Raw genomic sequence first — 22,568 nt, forward strand, 5'->3', positions numbered from 1 at the left:
AATATGAAAAAGGTTGTTTTAATGCTATTATTATGCCAATTTATATTGCAATCCTGCAATAAGTATTTAGATGTACAGTCAAATAATAGATTGGTGGTGCCAAATAGTTTGGAAGATTTACAAGGACTGTTGGATTATTCCAAGAATATGAATTTAAATTATTGTGGCAGTGGTGAAAGTTCATCTGATAATGCGTTTATCCCGATTGAAAATTTAAAAACGCTACCCACAGAACAAAAAGAGCAGTATCTATGGCAGGAGTCAAAATATGGTTTCCCGAATGATTGGTCAACGATGTACACTGCTGTTTATAATGCCAATTTGGTTTTAGAAAAGTTAGATAAAATTCAGCGAATTAAAGAGAATGCAATAAACTGGGATAGGGTAAAAGGTTCGGCTTTATTATTCCGATCTGCGGCTTATCTTAGTTTATTGTGGAATTACTCAAAAAGTTTTGATGCGCAAACAGCAAAGTCGGATCTCGGAATTGTATTGCGCGAATCCTCCGATTTTAATGTTAAATCTACCCGTTCGTCAGTTGACCAATGCTATGCACGTATTCTCACTGACTTAAAGTCTGCAGTAGATTTACTTCCATCCGAAGCAAGTCACATGATGCGTCCAAGTAAAGTAGCAGCTTATGGTTTACTTGCACGAACTTATCTCTCCATGAGGGAATATAAGGAGGCTTTAGTCTATGCCAATGCTTATTTGGAAAGTAAGAATGAATTAATGGATTATAACGACGCGACTTTAGTAAAACCTTCAGCTAATTATCCTTTCACCATATTCAATAAGGAGACGACCTTTTATATGCAACTCGGATCATCAACGTTAACAGCTGCTTATTCAAGTGTGGATACGCTTTTGTATCGTACATACGATGTTAACGATTTAAGGAAAGTTGTATTTTTTAAAATGACGAATTCGATCATAAATTTTAAAGGGCAATATACGGGTTCTAATAATTTGTTTGGCGGTATCGCGACTGATGAAATGTATTTGGTCAGGGCTGAGTGTTTGGCTAGAGAAGGGAAGATAGCTGAAGCGTTAGCGGACATTAATTTACTTTTGAGCAAACGTTATAAATCAACTAGTTTTATGCCCCTTTCTGAAACTAATATCTCGAATTTACTGGATTTAATTTTGCTCGAAAGGAGAAAGGAACTATTATTTAGAGGGTTGAGATGGATGGATATTAAAAGACTCAACCTAGAGGGAAGGATGATCAGTTTGATCAGAGAAGGTGCGGATGGTAAGGTGGAACTAAAACCAAATGATAATCGTTTCGCTATACCTTTGCCAGAGGATATTATTCGGTTGGCTGGTGTTGAGCAAAACCCAAGATAAGAAGTAATAATAGACGGCTCAATTTGACGAGCCGTCTATCGTTTATCAATTTGTAATCTACCATTTTACTGTGGCAATCAATTATTGATAAACAGGGGAGACCTTTATTCCCTATAATGTTCTATTAATAGGATTAAATTGCGTAGCATTTGAACTAGGCTCTTCACTTGGAATGAAACCGCTTCCAACTTTATTAGCTTTAATTTGAACTTTCATAGCATCTAAAGTATTGCCATTTAAGTCTGAGGCATCTACTTCTAGCGAACAAGCTGCTTCTTGTGTGTTATTACAATTCTCTCCATTTGGAGTTGTGGTCCAAAGAGATTCATCTTCCACTTCTGATGCAATCGTAGGATCTCCATGAAAGTATAAAGTGGGACTAAATAGTTTTCCTGTATTTACACCGCTTACTTTAAAAGCAGAAAATGTTGTTATCGTTGCGACAGCTACCATAGCCAGCGCATATTTTTTGAATATGTTTTTTAAGTTCATGGGTCAGGTTTTTATTTCACGTGGTGGAAAAAAAACACTGTAAAAAAAAGTTATGTTTAAAAATTGTAATTCATAATTGTTGCCTCTGTCGTTATATGATTTTGGCGGTTTTAATTGGTGTCAAAATACTTTAAATTGATACACCGGACTACTGGGGAAGGTGTTCATTTTCTGAGCCATCACAAATGCATTTGTTTTAACCCCTAATGGTTTGCTTTGTACTGTACCAATTGAGATCAGGACTAGATACATGAGAAACAACCGCACGCTTTTGCTGTACCCCTCGCTATCACCTGGGGATAATAAAGCAGGACGAAGTAGCCATAGTCCCAATATAGATATGCTCAATAATAATATATTCACAACCAGATGCCACTCCCAGGACATTTCATTAAATATTGACGAACAGGTACATGGTCGCTTTTCATAAACTCCAGCTACACCAAGACCTATAAAGACAGTAAAGGCAGAGAGGAGTAGGATAGAACCGCAATAACCTAACCGTTGCAGTTTATTGCCTCGAAAAGCCAGTAGGATACCGGTGAAGATTTCTATCAGTGGTACCAGCCAGAACAAGATATCAATAGACCAGTCGGGCAGTGGTTGCTGTTGCAGGGAAATCCGGAAGTTCTGCCAGCTCCATGCTTTCTCCAAACCGACAAACAACCAGAAGATGATCAGTAAAATACTGATGCTCGTACTGATGATATTTTTTACCTTGTTGTTCATGTTTCCTTAATCTTATTTTCGCTTAACAGATTCCTTGTTTGTGATTTGGCGCGGTATTATTTTCTATATAATACCACTGTGGCGGTTTCAGTAAATCCACAACTGCTTCCCGCATATCGTGAGCTTGATTTTTTAATACCTCTTGTGAGAATCGTTTGATACTAACCGTTGAAGTAACCAAATATATCAGTGCAATGGCTACAATTATGTATGGGTTATATCGTTTGATTAGAATTTTCATTACTACTTTGTTTTTGTTTGCATCTTTATTCAAAGGTAGTGCGTACTGAAAAATTCCATTTCGGCGATTGACATATTCTGATTTCGGAGTTTTTTCAGTGAAGGTTAGTTGATTAGAGGGTTACAAAGTTAGAGGAGCTAGGAGGTGAAAAGGTTATTTGGTTAGAAATGACCGTCACTTGTTTACTTGTCACTTCGTTACTGATAAGTTGTTAGAAGGTTAGCGGTTAGTTCATAGTAGTTAGATTGTTAGTATTGAGTAGTTAGACAGGGTTGGACTTTCCGTAGTAAAATATTTGGGAGATGGCGATCAGGTGATCCAGTTTTCAGATCAGGACCTTGTCGATCCAAAGGGTAATCTATACAAAAGCTATAACGCTGGTCCACTAAATGAACCGACAGGAACGTTGTATGTTGCGCATGCTGTTAAGGATATCAATTATGGTTTCATTGTTATATTTGATGAGATAAAAGAAAAAGTACCCGATATCAGCTTATTAAGTTTAAGGCTGAGCGGTAGAGGTTTGGCAGGAATACCTTTTAACTTTAAAAGTGTACCCGTTTAGTGGTAGCTCACTTTTAAAAGATGCAGGAGAGCCAATTATTGACCGTAATTGGCTCTTTTGAATACATTATTTTTTTTGTGCCAATATTTGTTGCTGATAAGCGCTCGGTCGCATACCCACCTTCTTAAAGAAAAAATCGGAAAAACTGATCACCTCGCTATAGCCACAATAAGTGGCTGTTTCACCTACAGTGTACAGGGCTAACTTTTCTTTCGCTTTTATAATAATAAGTTCGTGCAGGTACTGTTGCAAAGTCAGGCCAAAATACTGTTTGTGTACAGCAATGAGCCGTTTGTGCCCGATACTGAATTTTTCAGATAATCCACTTAGTGATAGATTGCTAAATTCTTGACTAACGAGGTCTTGTATAGCGCCTCGTACACGTTTAGCAAGATCTTCATTTGGATCAAGCCATTCATAACTCGTAAATTGTTTGAACTTAGCAATGTCAAATAGGATATAGAGCATTTTGATTATCTCGGCTTCATGACCGGAATGGTAATGAAAAAAAATCTCTTCTAATCGCTGGATCTGATAACTCGTTTTTTCTTTGATAGGCCAGATCGGGGTCTGGAATAATTTCTTTTTATCCCGTAATCGTGCGGTTCTAAATTCATAGAGAAAGCTATGTGAGGGAAAGATGTTAGCCCGAATAAAACCTACATCAATTAATAAACCATAGACAAGATAATGACCGTACTGAAGGTGGACGGAAAATTTTCCTTTTGGTACATAGGCGTACGTGCCATGTCCACCTGGTAGCTGAATATGATCTTCGCTCTTGTTGTTTTCGATAATAATTTGACTTGGGGATTTGAAAGCATAAAGCAGATGAAAATCTGATTTTTCTGTTTTAAGTGGCAAGATACAGTCTGCTTCAGCATATGCTTCAATGCGGTAAAGGAGTACTGAATGATAGTCCAAATACATGTCCACAAGCTGGAGACTTTCGGTTTGGTGTTTAACTGTAGTAGCATCGGGCCGTTGTGGTAGGAAGTTGTGCATTGGTCCACTGAACTGTGCACCTTGAGGTATGAGAAATTGATAGGTTTTGATCATTGATTTGGTTGTTAGTAGGTTAGATAGGTAAAAGTTAGATGGTTAAAGAGTTAAAAAGTTAGAGGATTAGTAGGTTAGAGAGTTAGATTACTTCGTACCTCCTTTCGTTGTATTGATTGTCTCTGTCGCGATGGGCACCTGCAGCTTTGGCTTGGAGCGTTCAAGAGGTTTTATATTTGGCTTGGCGATATTCAATAAGGGATGGTCCCAGGCACAGAGGTTGTACCAGATCATCAATAAGGCAAAATGGAGCAAACCCATACTCAGGGCTATGGCGATATGCATCAGGATGATACCATTGATAATGAGTGGTCGAAATGTTTTTTTTATGTATACCAGTGGATAGCAGAGTTCCAGCAGTATGGTGATGATGCCTAAAAGCACCCAAAGATATTCGTAGCGATATGCAGATAAGGGGACCGAAAAGTAGCTGGCACCAATAGGCTGTTGGATCGCTTTCCAGAACGCTTCGCCATTCCACCAGGTTTCCCCAAAGGCTTTACCGAGTCCTGCAAAGAAATAAACAAAGGTGAGCTGTAGACGGAAAAATGTGGTGCCGAGGTTTTTCAACCCTAGACTTTTTTGTAGACATTTTGGTCGGCTTCCAAACATTAGGCTGAAAAATAAACCTGTCTGCGCTAGATAATCGACCCCGTAGCTCCACTCACTATTGCCGACAAAAAAGCTGTAATGTAAGATGAAAAGGCTGAGTGTAGGAAGAAATGTGTACGAATGAAAACACATGAATAATCCACTTAGGATGTATAATGCTGCAAATACATAGATCAGATCGGTGTTGATGATGAACATAGACCAGGGTAATTGATATTGCTGGATATGGCTGGCTGATAAGAGATGATGCGAATAGAGCAATTCCAAATCTGGCCATAGCTGTATCATCTCGAGGCTCAATAGTAGTCCGATCCCTTTAGGCAACAGGTACATGCCCCATAGAACCGAACCATTAGAGGTGCGTTGTACTGCTTGTGCTTGCATACTGATAAAGCGAAACGTAAACGGTTTTTTGATGATGATCTGATCGAAGTGCTTCTAAAGTTGGCGTGAGATTGGTTATTAGCGTACTCACAATGCTATCTGAGGGGTATTGTCTTATAAGTTCTTCCGTAACTAGCTGTACGGCAAGGCGGACACTTTCTTTCGCTTCTTCTTGGTCTTTTTCTAAAAATATGGTACTCATATCGAGAAAACTTTGATACCGAATCCGCCCGGCTTCAGTACGGATACCGGGCGAATTATAATAACTATTGACCTTATTGGACTGGCAATGGAAATGTATCTGGTAGCTATTGCCTACAGATGGGCTGTAAAAAGTATATCCGCCGTGAATACCTGTATAGGATGCGTAAAGGCCTAAAAAGTCCGTATTTATCAATTTACCAAATAGGGGATGCAGATGTGCGAATCTTTCTGACTTTGGAAGGTGCTTATACAGATGCCCAAAATTGGTGTCAATAACGATACTGAAATGGATAGCACATAAACCATACAGTAACCTTCGGGTCCAACGTTGTTTCATAGGGTTTTGATGAAAATCTTATTGATTTACTTAATGTCTTTAGGTTTATCAGCGATGGTGAAAATTTTGGTTTTGAGTCCGTCTTTTATCGGCTCGTCCAATGTCGATAGTGCTACAGTTACGATAGGCTCGGCTTTCGCAGGTGTCTTTTCTTTTATTGTCAATTGAACTATACTGATCACTAAAGCAGTGGCTGCCATGATCCTCAGGTTTTTGTTGTATTTCATCTTCAAGAATATTGATTTGTCGGAGACCAATATCCCTAATTTCATCTATCAATTAAATAGTAACTATTTATATACTATGTTATACTATTTTTCGTTGTTTAAATATTTTTTATTACATTACGAATTAATAATTATTTTTCCAGTTATATTACTTGTTTTATGAGTCTACACCGCGTTATTATTATTGATGATGAGTATTTGGCACGTTGCGCTATTGAAGATAAATTGATTGAAACAGGATTATTTGAAATCACTGGTTCGTTTGATAGTGTATCACAGGCGCATAAGTTTTTAAGAACACAAAACCGCTTGTTAGATTTCATTTTCTGCGATATCGAAATGCCTGATGTCACGGGTTTAGAGGCAGCAACGCTATTAAAGTCGTACTGCTTTTATTTTGTCTGCTGCACCGGACATCAAAAATATACATCGGATGCATGGAAGCATTTGGTGGATGCCTTTTTGGTAAAACCGATCGCAGATGATCTGCTCCTGGCATTGGTGGATAAATATCGTCGTATGATGCGAAATGCGGGTAAACCTAAATTGGACTATCTCATGATGGATCAATTGCCGGAAAATAATCAGCAGGAAATGGGAAAGCGGGTGCGTAGCTTCATCAAGATCATGATCGATGATGTGAGGTACTTACAGAAATCGGGTAATTATCTGTATGCCTATGGTCAAAATGAAAAGGGTCTACTGGTTAAAATAGCAAGAACGGCGAGTACCGTTAAGGATTTTAAAGAAAAATATTGGTTTTTAGAAAATCTGATCTGTATCAATCAATCTGAGATTGTCAATATGGACTATGTGAAGCATTATGAAAACGAGAAACTGACTGTTGGTAATGAGATCCTCGTTGTCTATAATCTGGGAAGGAAGGACATAGATGCCTTTTTTGCAAAGCATGACCCTAATTATTAAGCTGTTAATTAGGGCATGCATAGACAGCGACGAACATATCTTATTGCGGAAGTCTTACTTGCGGGTTTTTCCATTATATTTTTAGCGATCTACTATTTTTTGGTAGTGCCCGATTATTTCAATGGTACGTTGGATTTTGTTTTTTTATGCCTCACGTATTTTTCGCTATATTTTAGTTCACGCTATATTCTTTTACCATTCGTATATAAACTTTGCCGACCTCATATCGTCTTATTGGCTATCGGTTTTGTAGTGCTCTATGCGTTGATTCTTATTCTTGTATTAGGCGGGAGCTGGTTATGGGGTGGGTTAGAATGGTCTGAAGGTGAATGGGATATCCAAAATTTTTGGCATGTATTTGTGATTTTCCTCTTGCCCTCCATCGTTGGGCTATGTATGTATATCTGGAAGGTTGGATACGGTGACTGGAAGTTGCTGCAAGAATCGACGATGCTGTATGATCTGCTACTGAAAGCGTATTCATTATTGAAAGTGCAGTTGCTACAGCAAGAGCTTTCGCCACATTTTCTCAATAATACGTTGACCATCATCCAGCCATTGGTCCGCCGTGATCCTCAGGCTGCCATAAATGCAATGGAAAGGTGTAATCGGATTTTTAGGTTTTATATGATGCATCATGGTAAAAAACTGATCGCTTGTCAAGATGAACTGGATCAGGTGGAAGTGATCCGTCAGATTTATGAACTGCGAAAAGGGAAACCTATATCTCTGCAGATAAGGGGCGATGTGGCTTTTGCTTCTTCCATTTTGGTACCGCCCATGCTCTTGATCAATCTGGTTGAAAATGCTTTTCAATATGGTGATTTAGATAATCAGGATTTTCCTGTTTGCATTACGATCGGATTGAAAGACGAATCTTTTGTTATGCTGGAAGTAGCGAACAGCCTTTCTCAAATGCGCAGGGTTTCAACGGGTACAGGTACCTCTCAGCAGCGTACTAAAGATCTTCTAAAGCTATTGGACCCAGAGTTGGGTTTTATGGGAATAGAGATATCTGCCAAGATCTACAGGGTGCGTATAGCGTTTGATATGGATGTAGCCAGTAATCATTAACTACTACCATAATAGTAGTTGGTTAGACGATAGTATTAAAATTGTTCGTATTTAGTAATTAGAGAAGATAGACTTGTCCATTACTTCTTTACTCCTCACTGTGTTACTCATCACTTCTTCAAAATTTAGTTGGTTTTTAATTATTATCTTAAAGGTAATTATAAACCTTTACCATCCCGTTGGGATATTTCCATTGTTTTTAGGGGCTTGGAGGACCTTTGAACTTTTTTTGCTTTCTAGGTCTAAGAAATTGCCCTACCTGTGCGCTGATGGTCTTTACTCAATAGACCATGAATTAGGTATCTTGTTACATACACTTATTGATAAAATATCAAAACATACATGGAAAACAGATCCTACAGTTAAGCACTATTGATTATGATAACTGTAATAATGGGTCTTTTCTTTTAATTATGCTTTTCTGATATTATCCTAGTGATATGATTTTTTTTTGACTCTTGCATTTTATTACGTACTTTCAAGTAAGAATTACACACTAAACTAAAAATACACTAAAGTAGCATAGCAAACCAATTTGATTTCGAGTAATTTATGTTTTAAACATAAAAACGATTTTGCTAAATTAAAATGTCATTTTTTTCGTCTTTTTTATTTTCGTGAATCTGTAAATTGGGGCGGTTAATCTGAGATTATATTCATTCAAAACGCACCTCCATACCAATGTAATACTTTTAAAATATTAATTATAAACAGAACGATTGTGTCAATTTGCTAAATCGTTTTATTAACTCAATAACTAGATATATGACCAAAGTAGATTTAAAAACAATGGCGCATTTGAAAGGAAAATCCAAGCTGTTTTTCTCGCTTATTGTCCTGGCTTCTACCATCAAGCAAGCCCAGGCTAATTCTAAAACTGTTTTTGAGAACAGTTTATTTAAGGAATCAATTACAAACCAACAGCAGCTTCAAGGTAAAGTAATTGATAGTGCCGGTAAGCCAGTTGTAGGAGTTACAATTGCTGTAAAGGGGACTTCAAAAAGTACCCAGTCAGACGCATCGGGTAATTTCTCCTTGGAGGCTAAGTCTGGAGAGGTGCTGGTTGCGACTTCCATCGGCTTTAAAACGAAAGAAGTTACTGTTACAGGTTCCAATGTTTCCATCCGAATGGAAGCAGATCAAAGTCAATTGGATGAAGTGGTTGTTGTCGGTTATGGTACGCAAAAATTGAAAGAAGTAACATCATCCGTCGCACACGTCAGCGCTGATCAATTTCGCCAAAGCGGGGCAAGAAATCCTCTGGATTTGATACAGGGTAAGGTAGCTGGTCTACAAGTTTCCAGGAGTGGATCCAATCCAAATTCTGGAGTAGCGACCCAGCTGCGGGGTGCGATTTCTGTTACGGGTAGTGCGAGTCCTTTATTTGTTATTGATGGAATACCGGGGGGTAATCCCGATCTGCTGCAACAGGATGATATTGAATCTGTCGATGTCTTAAAAGACGGTTCTGGTGCCGCAATTTATGGAACAAGTGCAAATGCAGGCGTCATACTTATTACGACAAAAAGAGGAAAGCCTGGCAAGGCTAAATTTAATTATTCCAATTATCTCCGAAAAGAGTATGTCTATAATAGGCCTGATTTTTTAACTCCCCAAGAGTTTAGGGACAAGATCGCATCGGGAGAGATAAAACAACCGGATTTCGGACATTCAACAGATTTTTTTGATGATTTAATCAACAAGGATAACTTTTCACAAAATCATAATCTGTCCATGTCCGGTGGAAATGAGTCAACGACCTATCGTGGTAGTGTCAATTTTCGAAATCTGGAAGGTATTGCAAAAGAAAATTCAAGAAAGGAATATACAGTTAGGACCAGTATAAATCAAAAGGGATTTAACGATCGATTGAACGTTTTGCTCAATATGGCTACCAATACCAATAATGCGAACTTGCTGGGCGGTGGAGGATGGGAGAGTGAAGTTACCAAAAACCCGACACTTTCAAATTTTAATGACGATGGATCTTATCGTTATGACCGGACAAGTACAAACGAATTTGCACGATTGTTTACCGAAACGAGCTATCGGAAACAACAAACGTCGTCGTTGGATGGAAAAGCAGATCTTGATATTATGGAGGGACTAAAGGCCAGTGTTTTTGGTTCGGTGCAACGTAATTCTTATATCGACGGCGCCTATCGTGCTTTAGACAGTGAGGCGTCATTAGAAGATCAAGATTATCCCGGTGGTGGATATGCTTCCAAATCCAATTTGCTGAATGAGCGGTATGCTTTTGAACCCACATTACAGTATAATACAAAAATTGCAGATAAGCATGGATTGACTGCTTTGGCGGGGTATAGTTATCGCTATGAAAAGGAGGAGGGGCAAAGTGCTGATAATAGGGGTTTTATAAACGATAATTTTCATGAGGATAATCTGTCGGAGGGACAGGCACTCAGGGATGGTCGTGCCAATATGGACAGCTATAAGAATGACAATACGCTGATCGCTTTTTTTGGAAGGATAAACTATACTTTCTCAGATAAATACATGGCTCAGTTTATTCTCAGACGTGAAGGATCATCCAAATTCGGGGCGAATAACAAATGGGGAAGCTTTCCTGCAGTCTCTGTTGGGTGGAACATCAGCAATGAAGATTTTATGAAGGATGTCGATTTTATCAATAACTTGAAATTGCGCGCCGGATATGGTGAAACCGGAAATACGGGTTTTGCCAATAACGCATCTCGGCTGACTTTGGGCGGTGGCGGAAAATATTTGTTCCCGGATGAAACCTATCGGGAAACTTATGGACCCGATCGCAACCCAAACCCGAATCTAAGATGGGAAACAAAAAAAGAGACGAATATCGGAGTTGACTTTACGATGTTTAACAATAAACTTTCAGGGTCTATTGATGTATTTCAACGAAAAACAGTCGATCTTTTAGATACTTATACCACCCCGCAGCCGCCATATATTAGAAATAATATATATTCAAATGTAGGTACGCTTTCCTCAAAAGGGATTGAATTGGCATTGAGCTATCGCGCCATTGATCACGATAATTTTAAATGGAACATGGATTTTACGGCAAGTACATTGAAAAATGTATTGGATTCTTATTCCAATGATGTGTTTACCGTGAAATATAAAACATTCGGATCTATTGGTGGTGCTGGAGCTTTGGGTGATGCTTTTACGACTTACGAGGGGCAGCGTGTTGGCCAATTTTTTGGAAAACGATTTGCAGGCTTTGACGACGACGGAAAATGGTTGTTCTATAATCGAGATGGTGAGGCTGTAAGAAACGATGAGATCAATAATTCAAGAGATGATTTAAATTCTTCTGACTTGGCGGTATTAGGAAATGCTGTACCCAAATATTATGTTTCCTGGACAAATAACTTCTCGTACAAAAATTTTGATCTGCGCATTTTTATGCGGGGAAAATTTGATTATGACATATTGAATACGACAGCACTCTCGTATGGGAATAAGGTATGGTCAGGAAACCTGTTGCGTGATGCCTTCACTAAATATAAAGATATAGACGACACGTACATGTATTCTGATTATTATCTGGAAAGTGGAAGTCATCTGAAAATCGATGAAGTAACAGTGGGGTACCGGTTTAAATTAAAGAATGAAAGCTGGATAAATAACTTACGCGCTTACTTGACCGTTCAGAATCTGGCGACCATAACCGGATATTCGGGCAATGATCCTGATTTTGTTTTGGATGCGGGATTAGGGAATGAAGTTAATGGACAAAGTTTAGGTATTGATAGTAGAGGTCCTTACCCGAATACAAGGTCGTTTTTGTTTGGTTTAAATTTTAGTTTTTAAGTGCTATGAAAAATATTGTTAAGATTTTAATGCTGGCATGTTTGGTGAATTCGTCAAGCTGTACAAAATTGGATGAAAATGCTTATGATGTAATTGTCGCGGATGATTTTTATAAAAATAAAAATGAAGTTATATCTGCTGTACTGCGGCCTTATACCCATGCCAATGCGTGGATATCGCCATCTGGACAGGATGGATGGTGGCGTCCTGCCGAATTATCTGCCGATCAATTGGCCTGGCCAACCAAAGGGCGTCACGGAGAGGACGGTGGAAAATGGAAGCGACTGCATTATCATACCTGGACAGTCGACGAAGGTGGATTAAATAATGCATGGGTATTAATGTATTGGGGGGTAGGATTATGCAACAGTCCGATCGATATTCTTGAAAAATCCGATGTTTCCACCATGGGAATTGCCGAAGAGGAGAAGAAGCAATATATTGCCGAGCTTAAGCTTTTACGGGCACTGCACTATTTAAAGTTAATGGATTTATTTGGAAATATACCCATTACAACCAAAGCACCGAGTTCGGCAGAGGAGCCTTTACCGGCCCCTTCTTCTACTAAGGAAGTATTTGAATTTATTGAAAAGGAAATTTTAGAGAATATTGGTGCTGCACCAAAATTGTCGAAAAGTATGCTTGGACGTGTTTCTCAAGCTGCTGGTTACGCCATGTTGGTCGAGCTGTATCTAAATGCTGAAAAGTGGTATGGACAACCACGATGGGATGATTGTATCGCTGCAGCTGATAAACTGATAGCAGGTGCAGCAGGCGGATTGAATGGTGCCATGGCGCTGGATCCGAACATACAAGATTCGTATGTGCCGACAAATGATATGTCCAAAGAAACCCTGTTTTCTATTGCATACGATTATCAAAAGGCCGATTTTGAGCCTGGTTTCCCAAGTGAATTTTATCACTTTTTGCAGAGCGAGATTTACGGTGGCGGAAGAAATGGTAATAATGGTATTGTCGTCATTCCAGGGGTTTTTAGTCAGTACAACGAAAAGGATCTGCGGAAAAAGGAGTGGTTTTTCAGTGGTCCGATGGTTAAGTTTGCCGACGGTAAAATTGTTGAAGGATCGGAAGAATATAAGGGAGAACAGCTTGTCTTTGTTGACGCTATTCGAAGAGCAAAGTCTGGAGGGACGTCATCAACCATGAGCGATGGTGAGGAAAACAGTGGAATCCGATTCAATAAATATAAACTCGGTAATTCGATTGATGGAACTGTCGACGGCGTTAAAATCCCTGTCAATGATCAGTACAACAATACGGACTGGAACGTTTATCGTTTGAGCTGGATTTATTTCGCGAAAGCAGAAGCGTTGATGCGTAAAAATGGCGGTGTTGCTTCTCAAGATGCGGTCGATTTGATCAATGCTTGCAAAAAACGGGCATTTTCTGATCCAGATTGGACAAAGGAACAATATACGACAGCAACATTGACACTGGAAGAGCTCCTAGCTGAACGTGGACGTGAGTTTATTTTCGAAGGCTTCAGAAGGAGAGATTTAGTTCGTTTTGGCAAATTTCATTCAGCAAATTGGTGGGATCATAAACCGACAGCTGAGACCAAGATAATATTTCCGATCCCTCAACAACAGATAACGATGAACCCGAATCTAAAACAAAACCCGGGTTATTAATGAATAAAAGTATAGTGGCTATCTTTTTGAGTCTATTGTGCTTTTATACTGCTAGCAGTATATGATTTATGTGTTGTTGAAAGACGGCATAAAAAATGGCGATGTATTTTCACTTTTAGAAATACATTGCCATTTTTTATGCTTACTTGTTTTAGTTTCTTACCATCCACCTGTTGCATAAATTGAATGTAATCAAGAGCTTTCTGTAAAGTAGAACAGATCTTTACTCATTATTTAATTTGTCACTGTGTGACTGTTTGCCAAATAAAAGCCATCTCAATTTATCACTTAGTCGAGTTAAGGAAGCCGTGAGCAGCGACATGGCTATCATTTCCTTGCTCATCATTACTGCGTTACTCGTTTCATAGTTTTTTAGCGCTTGTTCGAAGGTGACCTTAAAAAGAAGTGCTTTTTAAGGTGAGCTTATAGTTCTTGTACTTGTTTTAAGGTCAATTATTGAGCTGACCTTACAAAGAGGTGTTTTTTAAGGTGAGCTTGTAGTTCTTGTACTTGTTTTAAGGTCAGTTATTGAGCTCACCTTAAAAATGGGTATTTTTTAAGGTGAGCTTATAGTTCTTGTACTGTCCGAATAAAGTAATGGTTTTCATTGGAGAGGTATTTTGTTTTATGAATTTTTAAATTGTTCATTAGAAATTATTACTACCATGTTAGTAGTAAGTGAAATTTTTTACACATAACTACTATCATGGTATTAGTTGTTCTGTTTTTAATTTCTTACTACTGTGCCTGAGCGTTGCTTGTTGTTTTTAAAGTTAAAAGGTTCCATTAGCTATTTTATTTGTTAATGAAAGAAGATATGTGGGATATATTTTTCTGATGTACATTAAATTTTTTAGCTAGGTCTTTCCACTGCGATAAAGCATCTCTCGTTTGCTCAATAATTTCTGCAATAAGAGATTTTGATAACTTTGCTTCTGTACCCAGGCTATGTAAATGACTGATTGATGGATTTCTACCTTCACCTTTTACCATTGTACTTTGCTCTCCATTGGGACCGCTAGAAAAAGTGAGATCATAAGCGGGTGATAGTTTCCATATCCCAGTTTTATCCATCAAAAAACTGAAATTTTTAGCGTGATCATCTCTATTATGAGCGAGTACATTAAAAACAGCAAGTCTATACATGGTTTCAACTTCGCGAATATCTTTAGTTAGTACGTGTGTTAGATTTAATAAATCTTCATAATCTAGTGATGGTGCTCTAAAATCGCTATGTAATAAACCGCTCGCAGTGTGCATGTGAAATTTATTATTTTTATCTCTATCAAATCGTTGAACAGCAAAATAGCCAGATCCTTTTTGTGAAGAAAATAAATGGATGTCAGGCATTAGAACTCCCGCTTCTTTGGCTAATAATGCGTAAACATATTCAATTGCTCCGGAATCGGAACCATCTTGTGAATTAGGAAATTTAACAAGCCAGGGTTCAAAATCATTATCGAGGTGCTCGGTACCATATGAAATATTTTCACGAAGCTTATCGACTGCAATCAGTGCTTTGGGGCGAGCGCCTGCAGATGAGCCGTTTAAAGCCAAAAGCTCTAATAAAATATCTTCGGAAGTTCCTTGTAATACTTCTTCTGTTTGAGTAGCTAAATGATCCAAGTTAATGAATTGATGTGCATCAGAGGTACTATTATCGGGTTCGTAAACCAAAGCTCCCATGCCATGGAAACCAACGTGAGCAAGACGATCTAAAGGGGAAATCGTTGCTGGTTCTATACCTTGAGATCTTGCCATGCGATCAAAAAGTAATCGGCCCCAGCCATCAGGAAGACTATCATTGAAAACTCCTGCTAATCCCTCAAAAGGACGTCTAGGAAGTTCTATTAGTCCGCTTTGTGAAGGAAGACGAAAAGGAGAAATAGCGATACCAGTTTGTAAAAATTCAGCATAATACTCGAAATAAATGGTTTCTTCATGAATGGCTAAACGCCCTACGGGTTGAATATGGGAATCAAAATCCAAGCCGACTTTAATTTCTTTGATAGCTTCTCTCATTTTATATGTCCTCTTTTGCGGGTTGGGAGATTAGTGTCTTTTAATACTTCATCTATTGAGCTAAAGTGCGGTTTAGTGGGTTTTAATGTATTAATCATCTCTTCCAGTCCACCAACAATAATTAACAGCTTCAGCAATGATTCTAAAGAAATCGTGCCCTTTTGTTCAAACTTGCGTAAAGTAGCCAAAGGCACACCTGACCGATCAGCAAGACCCTCTTGAGTTAAACCCACAGATAATCTTTTTTTCTGCATATACTTTGCAATTTTTAATTGTGCTTTAGATGGAGATATAAGTGATATCATAGTGGTAGTAAATTTAGTTTTGTGGTATTAACTAATATTATTGTAGTACAAATATACAAAATGTTAGTGATAATTATACTTGTTACAGACTGTATTTCTTATCGTTAATCGTTATCTTAAAGGTAATTATAAACTTTTACCATCCCGTTGGGATATTTCCATTGTTTTTAGGGGCTTGGCGGACCTTTGAACTGTTATTTGTTGCTTTCTAGGTCTAGGAAATTGCCCTACCTGTGCGCTGATGGTCTTAACTCAATAGACCATGAATTTAAGTATCTTATTACATACACTTATTGATAAAATTGAAAAACTAACAGAAGCTTTACTACTGATCTGTAAACTGCTCTCTCTACTCACCGCTGCTTCACGAGGCAAAAAAGCCGAAACTAGTTCGCTGTCTGAACGTAAGCTTTGGACACAGCGTGAAGTAATGGAATATTTGAGTATAAGCCTTTCCACATATAAGAGACGAGTGAAGGAAGGTCTGCTTAAACCCATGACACTGACCGGGGACGACCGCTACTTTGAAGAGGACCTGACCGAGGCTATGGAACGTAGTCGTATGAAGGGTAAGGTTTAAGGCTGCCGTTTCGCGCTATGGCACAAGGTCAATGACGGTGGCTTTACCTATTTCGCAACAGAGGGAAATGCTCTATACAGTCGGGGAATCTACATTTTTATCAGACAATTTCATTTAATTGCCCGCCAGTGTCATGTTGATCCTGGTAATAATCAATTTATCCATGAGGTGCCGATGGTGCGGATGGAAAAAATGAAAATGACGGGTAGGGAAATCAGACGCTCTTGTAAAATTAGGAGATGGACGGATAACTTTACATTTTTTCGCTTGGGCGACGCCGCTGTTATAGTTGCCAGATATGCTGCGCCATAGTGCGAAACCTGCCTTTTTTTGAATTGTGCCGATCAAATGAGGTCAAAAGAAATCAATATGACTCAATCTAGCTCAAAACTTCATTTTCGCTCGCTATCACGATATGTTTGTCTTATTAAATAAGCTCGCGAGGAATATTTAATGTATTAATTAACAGGTTTTTAAATGGATGGACTAATGGATTGGAATAGTTTATTCAAGTAATTAAATGAAACATTATGGCAACAAAAATGAAGGCCCTGATCGGGTTTGCGAAAATGAGAGACGATGAATTGGTGATGTCTTGCAGAACAATAATCGGTGCAATGACCGGAAATCCCAAATACCCAAATCCGACGCCTGATCTGCTGGATCTGGAATCAATTTTGGAAGATTTTATCACCAAGCTTGCGGTATCTAGAAAAAGAGGATCGCCCGAAGATACTGCACTTAAAAATGAAAGCCGGGAACCCTTAATCGTTGCGCTGCAACAGTTGGGTTATTATATAAACGGTGTGGCACAAGGGCATCTTTCAACCTTGCTTAGTTCCGGATTTCCAACGAACAGTGCATCGTTCGGTAATCAGGTACCGCTTAAAATCGATAATGTGAGGCTTTCGGATGGCCGCCAATCGGGACAGGTAAAACTGGAATTTGCTCCGCAGAAAATGGCAACCATCTATGAATACCGCTACCGGATCCGTGATGACTTTGAACAATTATGGGGTGATCGTTTTACGACGACATCATCGCGCGGGAATATCATTGCTCCTCTGGAAGTTGGAAAATTTTATGAGGTGCAGGTTCGCGCGGTCAACACGCAGGGTACTGGTGACTGGAGCGATGCGGCAAGTATACTGGTTCGATAGGTGATAAAAGTAGTACGAGCGAGACAGGGGAAGCAAAGTACCCTGTCTTACATTTTTGTCGATGGAGAATTCATCTGTTATGCACTAGAAGATGCCATTCGCGATGTGAAAATCAAAGGGGAAACGGCAATTCCAGCTGGTCAATACTCTCTGATTTTGAATGCCTATGGTGCCATGAATGCCCGGTATAAACGCCTGTTTCCAGAGTTTCACAAGGGCATGGTCGAAATCGAAGGAATTCCTAATTATAACTATGTCTATATCCATATCGGAAATAATATTGGTGATACTTCTGGTTGCATCCTGGTCGGTAACAGCTATGAATTGATCGATGGTGACTATGAATTACGAAAATCGAAGAAAGCATATATCTCTTTATACAAAATGCTGATCGACAAAATGGCATATGATGCAGTTTGTGTGCAAGTTGATAACCAAATGCTAGACAGTAACGGAGTAAGCTAGTAACGATGTTAGAGAGTGAGAAGGTTAGTAAGTGAGAAAGGTTTAACTAACTAACTAACTAACCTTTAGCTTTCTAACCTTTTTTAAAAAAAACAATGAAAAAAATCATAAAAAAAATAAGCGGTGCTATACAGATCATCTTGCTGGCGCCGGTGAAGTTACCTGCTAAAGTGTTGAATGTCCTTAAATACATCGGACTTGGAATGGGTATTATTGAGTCTGTAATGGTAGAAGATGAAGAAGTCGCATCTGCGGCGAAAAATAATTCACAGGCACGCTCTTCAAATGGCCTTTTGGGTGGTACAGAAGATGATGTTGCCGGCGCTATAAAACCTCCAGATCGCATCGTAAAATATGACCTGGAAACTGGAAAGGAGATCTTGGATGAAACTGAATGATATCCGGATTTCGGCACTAGGGGGAACCATCTGCTCGATATGGGCAAGTTTTTCTTTTGGCGATCTTTTTCAGACAGCACTCCTCGCTGCGGTTGGGACAGTGGTGAGTTTTGTGACAAGTAGACTCCTGGGCAAGCTCAGGAAACGCAAATAGGATGATAATAATAGAGCCGTACGGTTAGGTACGGCTCTGTTGTAAAAAATCTAAAATGCTAAATAAATTAGTATTTTAGATTTTTTATAATTATATTTGTCTTATAACCAATACTTAATAATTATGGCGAAGTCAAATCGACATCTTGGTAAATACGTTGACCCTAATACAGACTTTGGGTGGAAATTTTATTTTGGTCGAGAAGAAAACAAAATTTTATTGATTGAATTTCTTAACAGTTTATTTGAGGGGCAAAAAGTAATTTCTGATTTGAGTTATAAATTGGTTGAACACGATGGAGATCATCAGGATATGCGTCGTGTTGTCTTTGATCTGCTTTGTAAGGGGAGTAATGGCGAGTACTTTATTGTAGAGATGCAACAACTATTTCAAGAATTCTTTAAAGATAGAGCAGTGTATTATACTTCTCGATTGATCAATAAACAACTGGCACGAGGTAAAAAAGGCAACGATTATTTTCTTCCTGAAGTTTATTTCATCGGTATATTAGAATTTAGAATGGATAGAATTAAATCTGCTCTACCTGTTCATGAGACGGAAAGTCGCTACTTTTATGATGTCGCATTATGCGATAAGTATACGCATGAAGTTTTTTATGACAAGCTGGGATATAAAATGGTTTCCCTTCCGTCTTTTACAAAGAAGCCAAATGAACTGAATAGTGTCATGGATCAGTGGTTGTATCTACTTAAACACTTGAGCACCATGGATAAATTGCCGTATTTTTTGGATAAGAGGATATTTGGCCTTATCTTTGAAATAGGAGAGATAGGTAAATTAACAGAGGAGGATCTCATGTCATACGAAGCAAGTTTGAAACATAAGCGTGATGCTGAGAGTGTATATAATTCAGCATTGAAGGCAGGTCGAATATCTGGTCATGCTCAAGGAGTGATTGAAGGAAAGATCGAAGGAAAGATTGAAGGAAAGATTGAAGGTGAGCGAAAAAAAGCTATTGAGACGGCCATTAATTTGAAAAAAATGGACATTTCGATTGAAAAAATTTCTAAAGCCACGGGGCTTTCTATAGAAGAAGTTGAACAGCTTTAGCTGTCTTCATATTTTATAAAATGAGCTTGCTAAAGCTTTGTTATAAATATATTCTAATGACGAATAAAAAGTAAATTCGTAAAAATCAATATTAATTAAACTTTGAATAAAATAGAAAAGGCTGCAACTGTAAAAAGTTACAGCCTTTTTTTGAAATAGTTCGTGTTCTGATAATATCATTTGATACTATCAAGCGGTAAATGATTATCATAAAAAAGGCCTTCCCCGATCAAGGAGAAGGCCATGTGTAAATAGGTAGGTATTAGTATCTTTAGTTTGCAGTCAATGCTACTGCGTTTAATTGTCTCGAAGTTCCATCCGGACCTACAGCGACAATGTTATCAAAGATAACACGGGTGCCCGGCGTGATACCGTTTAAGGCAGATGCCATACTTGAACTCAATTGATTGCCAGAAGTTGATAATACAATGGCATCAGCACGTGGCTTGGCAATGATCATTGTAAATTTAGTCACCTTAAAGTTCGCATCAAAGTCAAAGTTGTCCAGTTTCGCAAAGATTGCATTCTGTGCTTTCAACGCCACGGTAGCCATACTGCCACCTGTTTTTCCTGCAAATTTTGCAATTGGATCTGGAATACGTTTAACACGGAATTCCGTGGTACTCAAGGTCTGCATTTTACCCGGTGCTACTTCAGCACTAATAGAAATGCGTGCAGTACCTGGTGAGGAAACACGGGCATTGTACTTACCGCCTGATCCTGAAAGGCTACCGCCTGTCATGCTAACTTTTACCTTATCTGTTGGTGTTCCTGCAGCAGAAACGGATAATGGGTTATCAACACCAATGTAAAGCACATTCATCTTGTCCGGTGATACAACTGCCGAAGGGCGTGCCACCTGATAGGTCTGTGTCGCTGTACGATATTCTTTCATCGAACCATCCGTTTGTTTCACCTGCACAACTCCGGTCCAAGAGAAGATACCTTCCTTGCTTGTCGATACATTGTACACTCCTTTTCCATCAACAATCTGTAATGGTGAACCATTGACACTGATGGCGGGTTGTGATTTAGAATCTGAAGCGGTTAAAAATACTTCTGCTTTATAGGGTTGTCCCTGTACTAAGTACGATGTTGGAGCAACAGCCACTGCGGCAAATTTGTCCAGATTAACAACTGCCTGATCCATTTTGCCTAAGATTAATTTCACCATATCCGATTCCGCATTTTGAGCATCGGTCTGGATTTTGGTCAAAATAGTCATCGCTGCTGTTAGGGGAGTGCCACTTCCGAAATTGATTTCTTCCCAGCTTTTCTTGCCGTTGACAGATTTTTCAGGATCCTTTGCTTCCAATGAAAAGGAAACACTTTTTTGTTCTTCAGGTGTCAATAAAGCGAGGAGCTTAGCTCTTGTTTCATTGATCTTATCCTTTAATACGGTTCCTTTTTTCTCATTGATCATCAGATTCGGCGAAATATCTTCGTTTTCTCTTTTAACAAGATCTCCTTTTTCAGGATCAATACCGCCACCTTGCTTGGTGAAATCTTCTTTTAGTGAGCTGATATAGGTGTTCAGTTCTCCGATGATCGCCTGTGCTTTTTTAGCTTTATCGTAGATCGGTTTCGCACGCGCAGGCTCTTCCTTTAATTTGGTGCTTTCAAATGCCGAGAACAATTGCTGTACGGCAGTGTTGACATTTGAGCGAGATGATTCGAGGCTATTGTTGATGTTTTTAAATGCATCCAAGATCGTATCGGGCACATTCAATGCAAGTAATGCAAGTAGTACCAGATAAAGAATGCTGATCATTCTCTGTCTTGGTGTCTCTCTTCCTAATGCCATTTTTATTGATTTAGATTATACATGGATGAATTAAACACGCGGTTGGTTCATTGCACTCAACATATTGCCATAGATCGCATTTAAAGCGTTTAGGTTTTTTGCCAACTTGCCAACTTCTTCTTTGAATGCCTTAGAATCATCTAATGACTCATTGAAGTTTTGCATCGTATAACTTAAATTTTCATAAAATTGGTTCATCGATTTTAAGTGCGTAGCCGAATCCTGTAGTTCACGCTCGTACATACCATTCAATTGTTGCAGGTTTGTTGTCAGCTTATTCACCTGTTCGTGGTAGCTGGCAGTATCTGCGGATGAATTGGACATCTGTACCAAATTAGCAGAAGCCTGCTCAAAAGCAACACTCATGCTGTCGAATTTGGATGTTGCCAATTTCAGCTTTTGCGTAAAATCTTCTGTTGCCAAAGAAACATCTGAGATTTTATTGATCGCCGACATTTTCTCGCTGAAATCACGTAATCCTCTTCCTAAATTGCCGATACTTGTTTCGTCAATATTAGCATCTGCAAACATTTTGTCCAAAGCTACAGTAGCAGAAGGTCCCGTAGGTGTGTTCACGACAGTTGCACTTCTGGTAGGTAGTTCACCGGTATAGTTTTCATCCAATTCTGGATATACGCGGCTCCAATCTGGTTCTGGTGCAGGAGGGTTGAGACCCATTAGAAAAAATAAGAAGGCTTCAACTCCTAATCCGATTCCGATCATGTAATTGGCATAGGAACCGCCGATGTGGAGAATCTTGAACAGTACACCGATGATGACAATACTCGCTCCCCAAGAGATGGCGACATTTAACCATTTCGAATTGTCTTTTTTCTTACTCATAGTTTTTGTTGTTATAAATGTATTTAAATTGATTACTATTTTGGTTCTTGATATCTTTTTATGTAAAACGTATTTTTCACTTTTTTTAATATAAAAT

General features: G+C 38.8%; 21 protein-coding genes. 11 read left to right on the forward strand and 10 right to left on the reverse strand.

What is annotated here, in order from left to right:
• Nucleotides 1-3 precede the first annotated feature (3 nt).
• The gene (locus M2265_RS17365) at nucleotides 4-1,350 is read left to right on the forward strand and encodes a RagB/SusD family nutrient uptake outer membrane protein (protein WP_132769731.1); all 1,347 of its coding nucleotides are present in this window, start codon (nucleotides 4-6) and stop codon (nucleotides 1,348-1,350) included.
• Nucleotides 1,351-1,461: 111 nt separating this feature from the next.
• On the opposite strand, the gene M2265_RS17370 is transcribed toward M2265_RS17365, so the two are convergent.
• Both M2265_RS17370 and M2265_RS17375 read right to left on the reverse strand, forming a co-directional pair.
• Nucleotides 1,462-1,842 (reverse strand): hypothetical protein, encoded by a 381-nt coding sequence (locus M2265_RS17370; RefSeq protein WP_021188425.1) that lies wholly within the window; start codon nucleotides 1,840-1,842, stop codon nucleotides 1,462-1,464.
• Nucleotides 1,843-1,962: 120 nt separating this feature from the next.
• Entirely contained in the window at nucleotides 1,963-2,571 is a 609-nt protein-coding gene (locus M2265_RS17375) for a MauE/DoxX family redox-associated membrane protein (RefSeq protein ID WP_132769730.1), read from the reverse strand.
• A gap of 536 nt (nucleotides 2,572-3,107) precedes the next feature.
• On the opposite strand from M2265_RS17375, the gene M2265_RS17380 reads away from it, so the two are divergent.
• Nucleotides 3,108-3,377: a hypothetical protein gene (locus tag M2265_RS17380; protein ID WP_132769728.1), complete on the forward strand. Its 270-nt coding sequence runs from the start codon at nucleotides 3,108-3,110 to the stop codon at nucleotides 3,375-3,377.
• Nucleotides 3,378-3,443: 66 nt separating this feature from the next.
• Here M2265_RS17380 and M2265_RS17385 read toward each other — a convergent pair whose 3' ends face one another.
• From M2265_RS17385 to M2265_RS17400, 4 genes are all read right to left on the reverse strand, one after another.
• The gene (locus tag M2265_RS17385) at nucleotides 3,444-4,436 is read right to left on the reverse strand and encodes an AraC family transcriptional regulator (RefSeq protein ID WP_132769727.1); all 993 of its coding nucleotides are present in this window, start codon (nucleotides 4,434-4,436) and stop codon (nucleotides 3,444-3,446) included.
• An 87-nt stretch (nucleotides 4,437-4,523) separates the two neighbouring features.
• Nucleotides 4,524-5,336 (reverse strand): hypothetical protein, encoded by an 813-nt coding sequence (locus tag M2265_RS17390; protein ID WP_132769726.1) that lies wholly within the window; start codon nucleotides 5,334-5,336, stop codon nucleotides 4,524-4,526.
• A 64-nt stretch (nucleotides 5,337-5,400) separates the two neighbouring features.
• On the reverse strand, nucleotides 5,401-5,973 hold the full coding sequence (locus tag M2265_RS17395) for a hypothetical protein (RefSeq protein WP_132769725.1): 573 nt from the start codon (nucleotides 5,971-5,973) through the stop codon (nucleotides 5,401-5,403).
• Nucleotides 5,974-5,999: 26 nt separating this feature from the next.
• On the reverse strand, nucleotides 6,000-6,200 hold the full coding sequence (locus M2265_RS17400; RefSeq protein ID WP_132769724.1) for a hypothetical protein: 201 nt from the start codon (nucleotides 6,198-6,200) through the stop codon (nucleotides 6,000-6,002).
• 159 nt (nucleotides 6,201-6,359) lie between these two features.
• Here M2265_RS17400 and M2265_RS17405 point away from each other — a divergent pair, with 159 nt between their 5' ends.
• From M2265_RS17405 to M2265_RS17420, 4 genes are all read left to right on the forward strand, one after another.
• Complete coding sequence (locus M2265_RS17405) at nucleotides 6,360-7,127, forward strand: LytR/AlgR family response regulator transcription factor (protein ID WP_132769723.1); 768 nt, start codon at nucleotides 6,360-6,362, stop codon at nucleotides 7,125-7,127.
• A gap of 15 nt (nucleotides 7,128-7,142) precedes the next feature.
• A complete protein-coding gene (locus M2265_RS17410) occupies nucleotides 7,143-8,201 on the forward strand; it encodes a histidine kinase (protein WP_132769722.1) in 1,059 nt (352 codons plus the stop codon).
• Nucleotides 8,202-8,966: 765 nt separating this feature from the next.
• On the forward strand, nucleotides 8,967-12,017 hold the full coding sequence (locus tag M2265_RS17415) for a SusC/RagA family TonB-linked outer membrane protein (protein ID WP_243655405.1): 3,051 nt from the start codon (nucleotides 8,967-8,969) through the stop codon (nucleotides 12,015-12,017).
• Nucleotides 12,018-12,022: 5 nt separating this feature from the next.
• Nucleotides 12,023-13,669: a RagB/SusD family nutrient uptake outer membrane protein gene (locus M2265_RS17420; protein ID WP_132769721.1), complete on the forward strand. Its 1,647-nt coding sequence runs from the start codon at nucleotides 12,023-12,025 to the stop codon at nucleotides 13,667-13,669.
• A 795-nt stretch (nucleotides 13,670-14,464) separates the two neighbouring features.
• On the opposite strand, the gene M2265_RS17425 is transcribed toward M2265_RS17420, so the two are convergent.
• Entirely contained in the window at nucleotides 14,465-15,691 is a 1,227-nt protein-coding gene (locus M2265_RS17425; RefSeq protein WP_132769720.1) for a type II toxin-antitoxin system HipA family toxin, read from the reverse strand.
• Nucleotides 15,688-15,945, reverse strand: a complete 258-nt coding sequence (locus M2265_RS17430; RefSeq protein ID WP_207902407.1) for a helix-turn-helix domain-containing protein — start codon at nucleotides 15,943-15,945, stop codon at nucleotides 15,688-15,690. Before M2265_RS17430 ends, M2265_RS17425 begins: the two co-directional genes overlap by 4 nt.
• Before the next feature lie 313 nt (nucleotides 15,946-16,258).
• On the opposite strand from M2265_RS17430, the gene M2265_RS17435 reads away from it, so the two are divergent.
• From M2265_RS17435 to M2265_RS17455, 5 genes are all read left to right on the forward strand, one after another.
• Nucleotides 16,259-16,576, forward strand: coding sequence for a hypothetical protein (locus M2265_RS17435; protein ID WP_132769718.1), 318 nt, complete (start codon nucleotides 16,259-16,261; stop codon nucleotides 16,574-16,576).
• Nucleotides 16,577-17,145: 569 nt separating this feature from the next.
• Nucleotides 17,146-17,736 (forward strand): fibronectin type III domain-containing protein, encoded by a 591-nt coding sequence (locus M2265_RS17440; protein ID WP_132769716.1) that lies wholly within the window; start codon nucleotides 17,146-17,148, stop codon nucleotides 17,734-17,736.
• Entirely contained in the window at nucleotides 17,737-18,201 is a 465-nt protein-coding gene (locus M2265_RS17445) for a DUF5675 family protein (RefSeq protein WP_207902406.1), read from the forward strand. It abuts the gene before it with no gap.
• 95 nt (nucleotides 18,202-18,296) lie between these two features.
• On the forward strand, nucleotides 18,297-18,599 hold the full coding sequence (locus M2265_RS17450) for a hypothetical protein (protein WP_132769714.1): 303 nt from the start codon (nucleotides 18,297-18,299) through the stop codon (nucleotides 18,597-18,599).
• Nucleotides 18,600-18,876: 277 nt separating this feature from the next.
• Nucleotides 18,877-19,824: an Rpn family recombination-promoting nuclease/putative transposase gene (locus M2265_RS17455; RefSeq protein ID WP_132769712.1), complete on the forward strand. Its 948-nt coding sequence runs from the start codon at nucleotides 18,877-18,879 to the stop codon at nucleotides 19,822-19,824.
• 271 nt (nucleotides 19,825-20,095) lie between these two features.
• Here M2265_RS17455 and gldM read toward each other — a convergent pair whose 3' ends face one another.
• Nucleotides 20,096-21,628, reverse strand: a complete 1,533-nt coding sequence (gene gldM, locus M2265_RS17460) for a gliding motility protein GldM (RefSeq protein WP_132769710.1) — start codon at nucleotides 21,626-21,628, stop codon at nucleotides 20,096-20,098.
• Nucleotides 21,629-21,658: 30 nt separating this feature from the next.
• A complete protein-coding gene (gene gldL, locus M2265_RS17465; protein WP_132769708.1) occupies nucleotides 21,659-22,471 on the reverse strand; it encodes a gliding motility protein GldL in 813 nt (270 codons plus the stop codon).
• Nucleotides 22,472-22,568 lie beyond the last annotated feature (97 nt).

Origin of the sequence: Sphingobacterium kitahiroshimense, from assembly GCF_025961315.1 — a bacterium.
GTDB classification, from domain to species: domain Bacteria; phylum Bacteroidota; class Bacteroidia; order Sphingobacteriales; family Sphingobacteriaceae; genus Sphingobacterium; species Sphingobacterium anhuiense.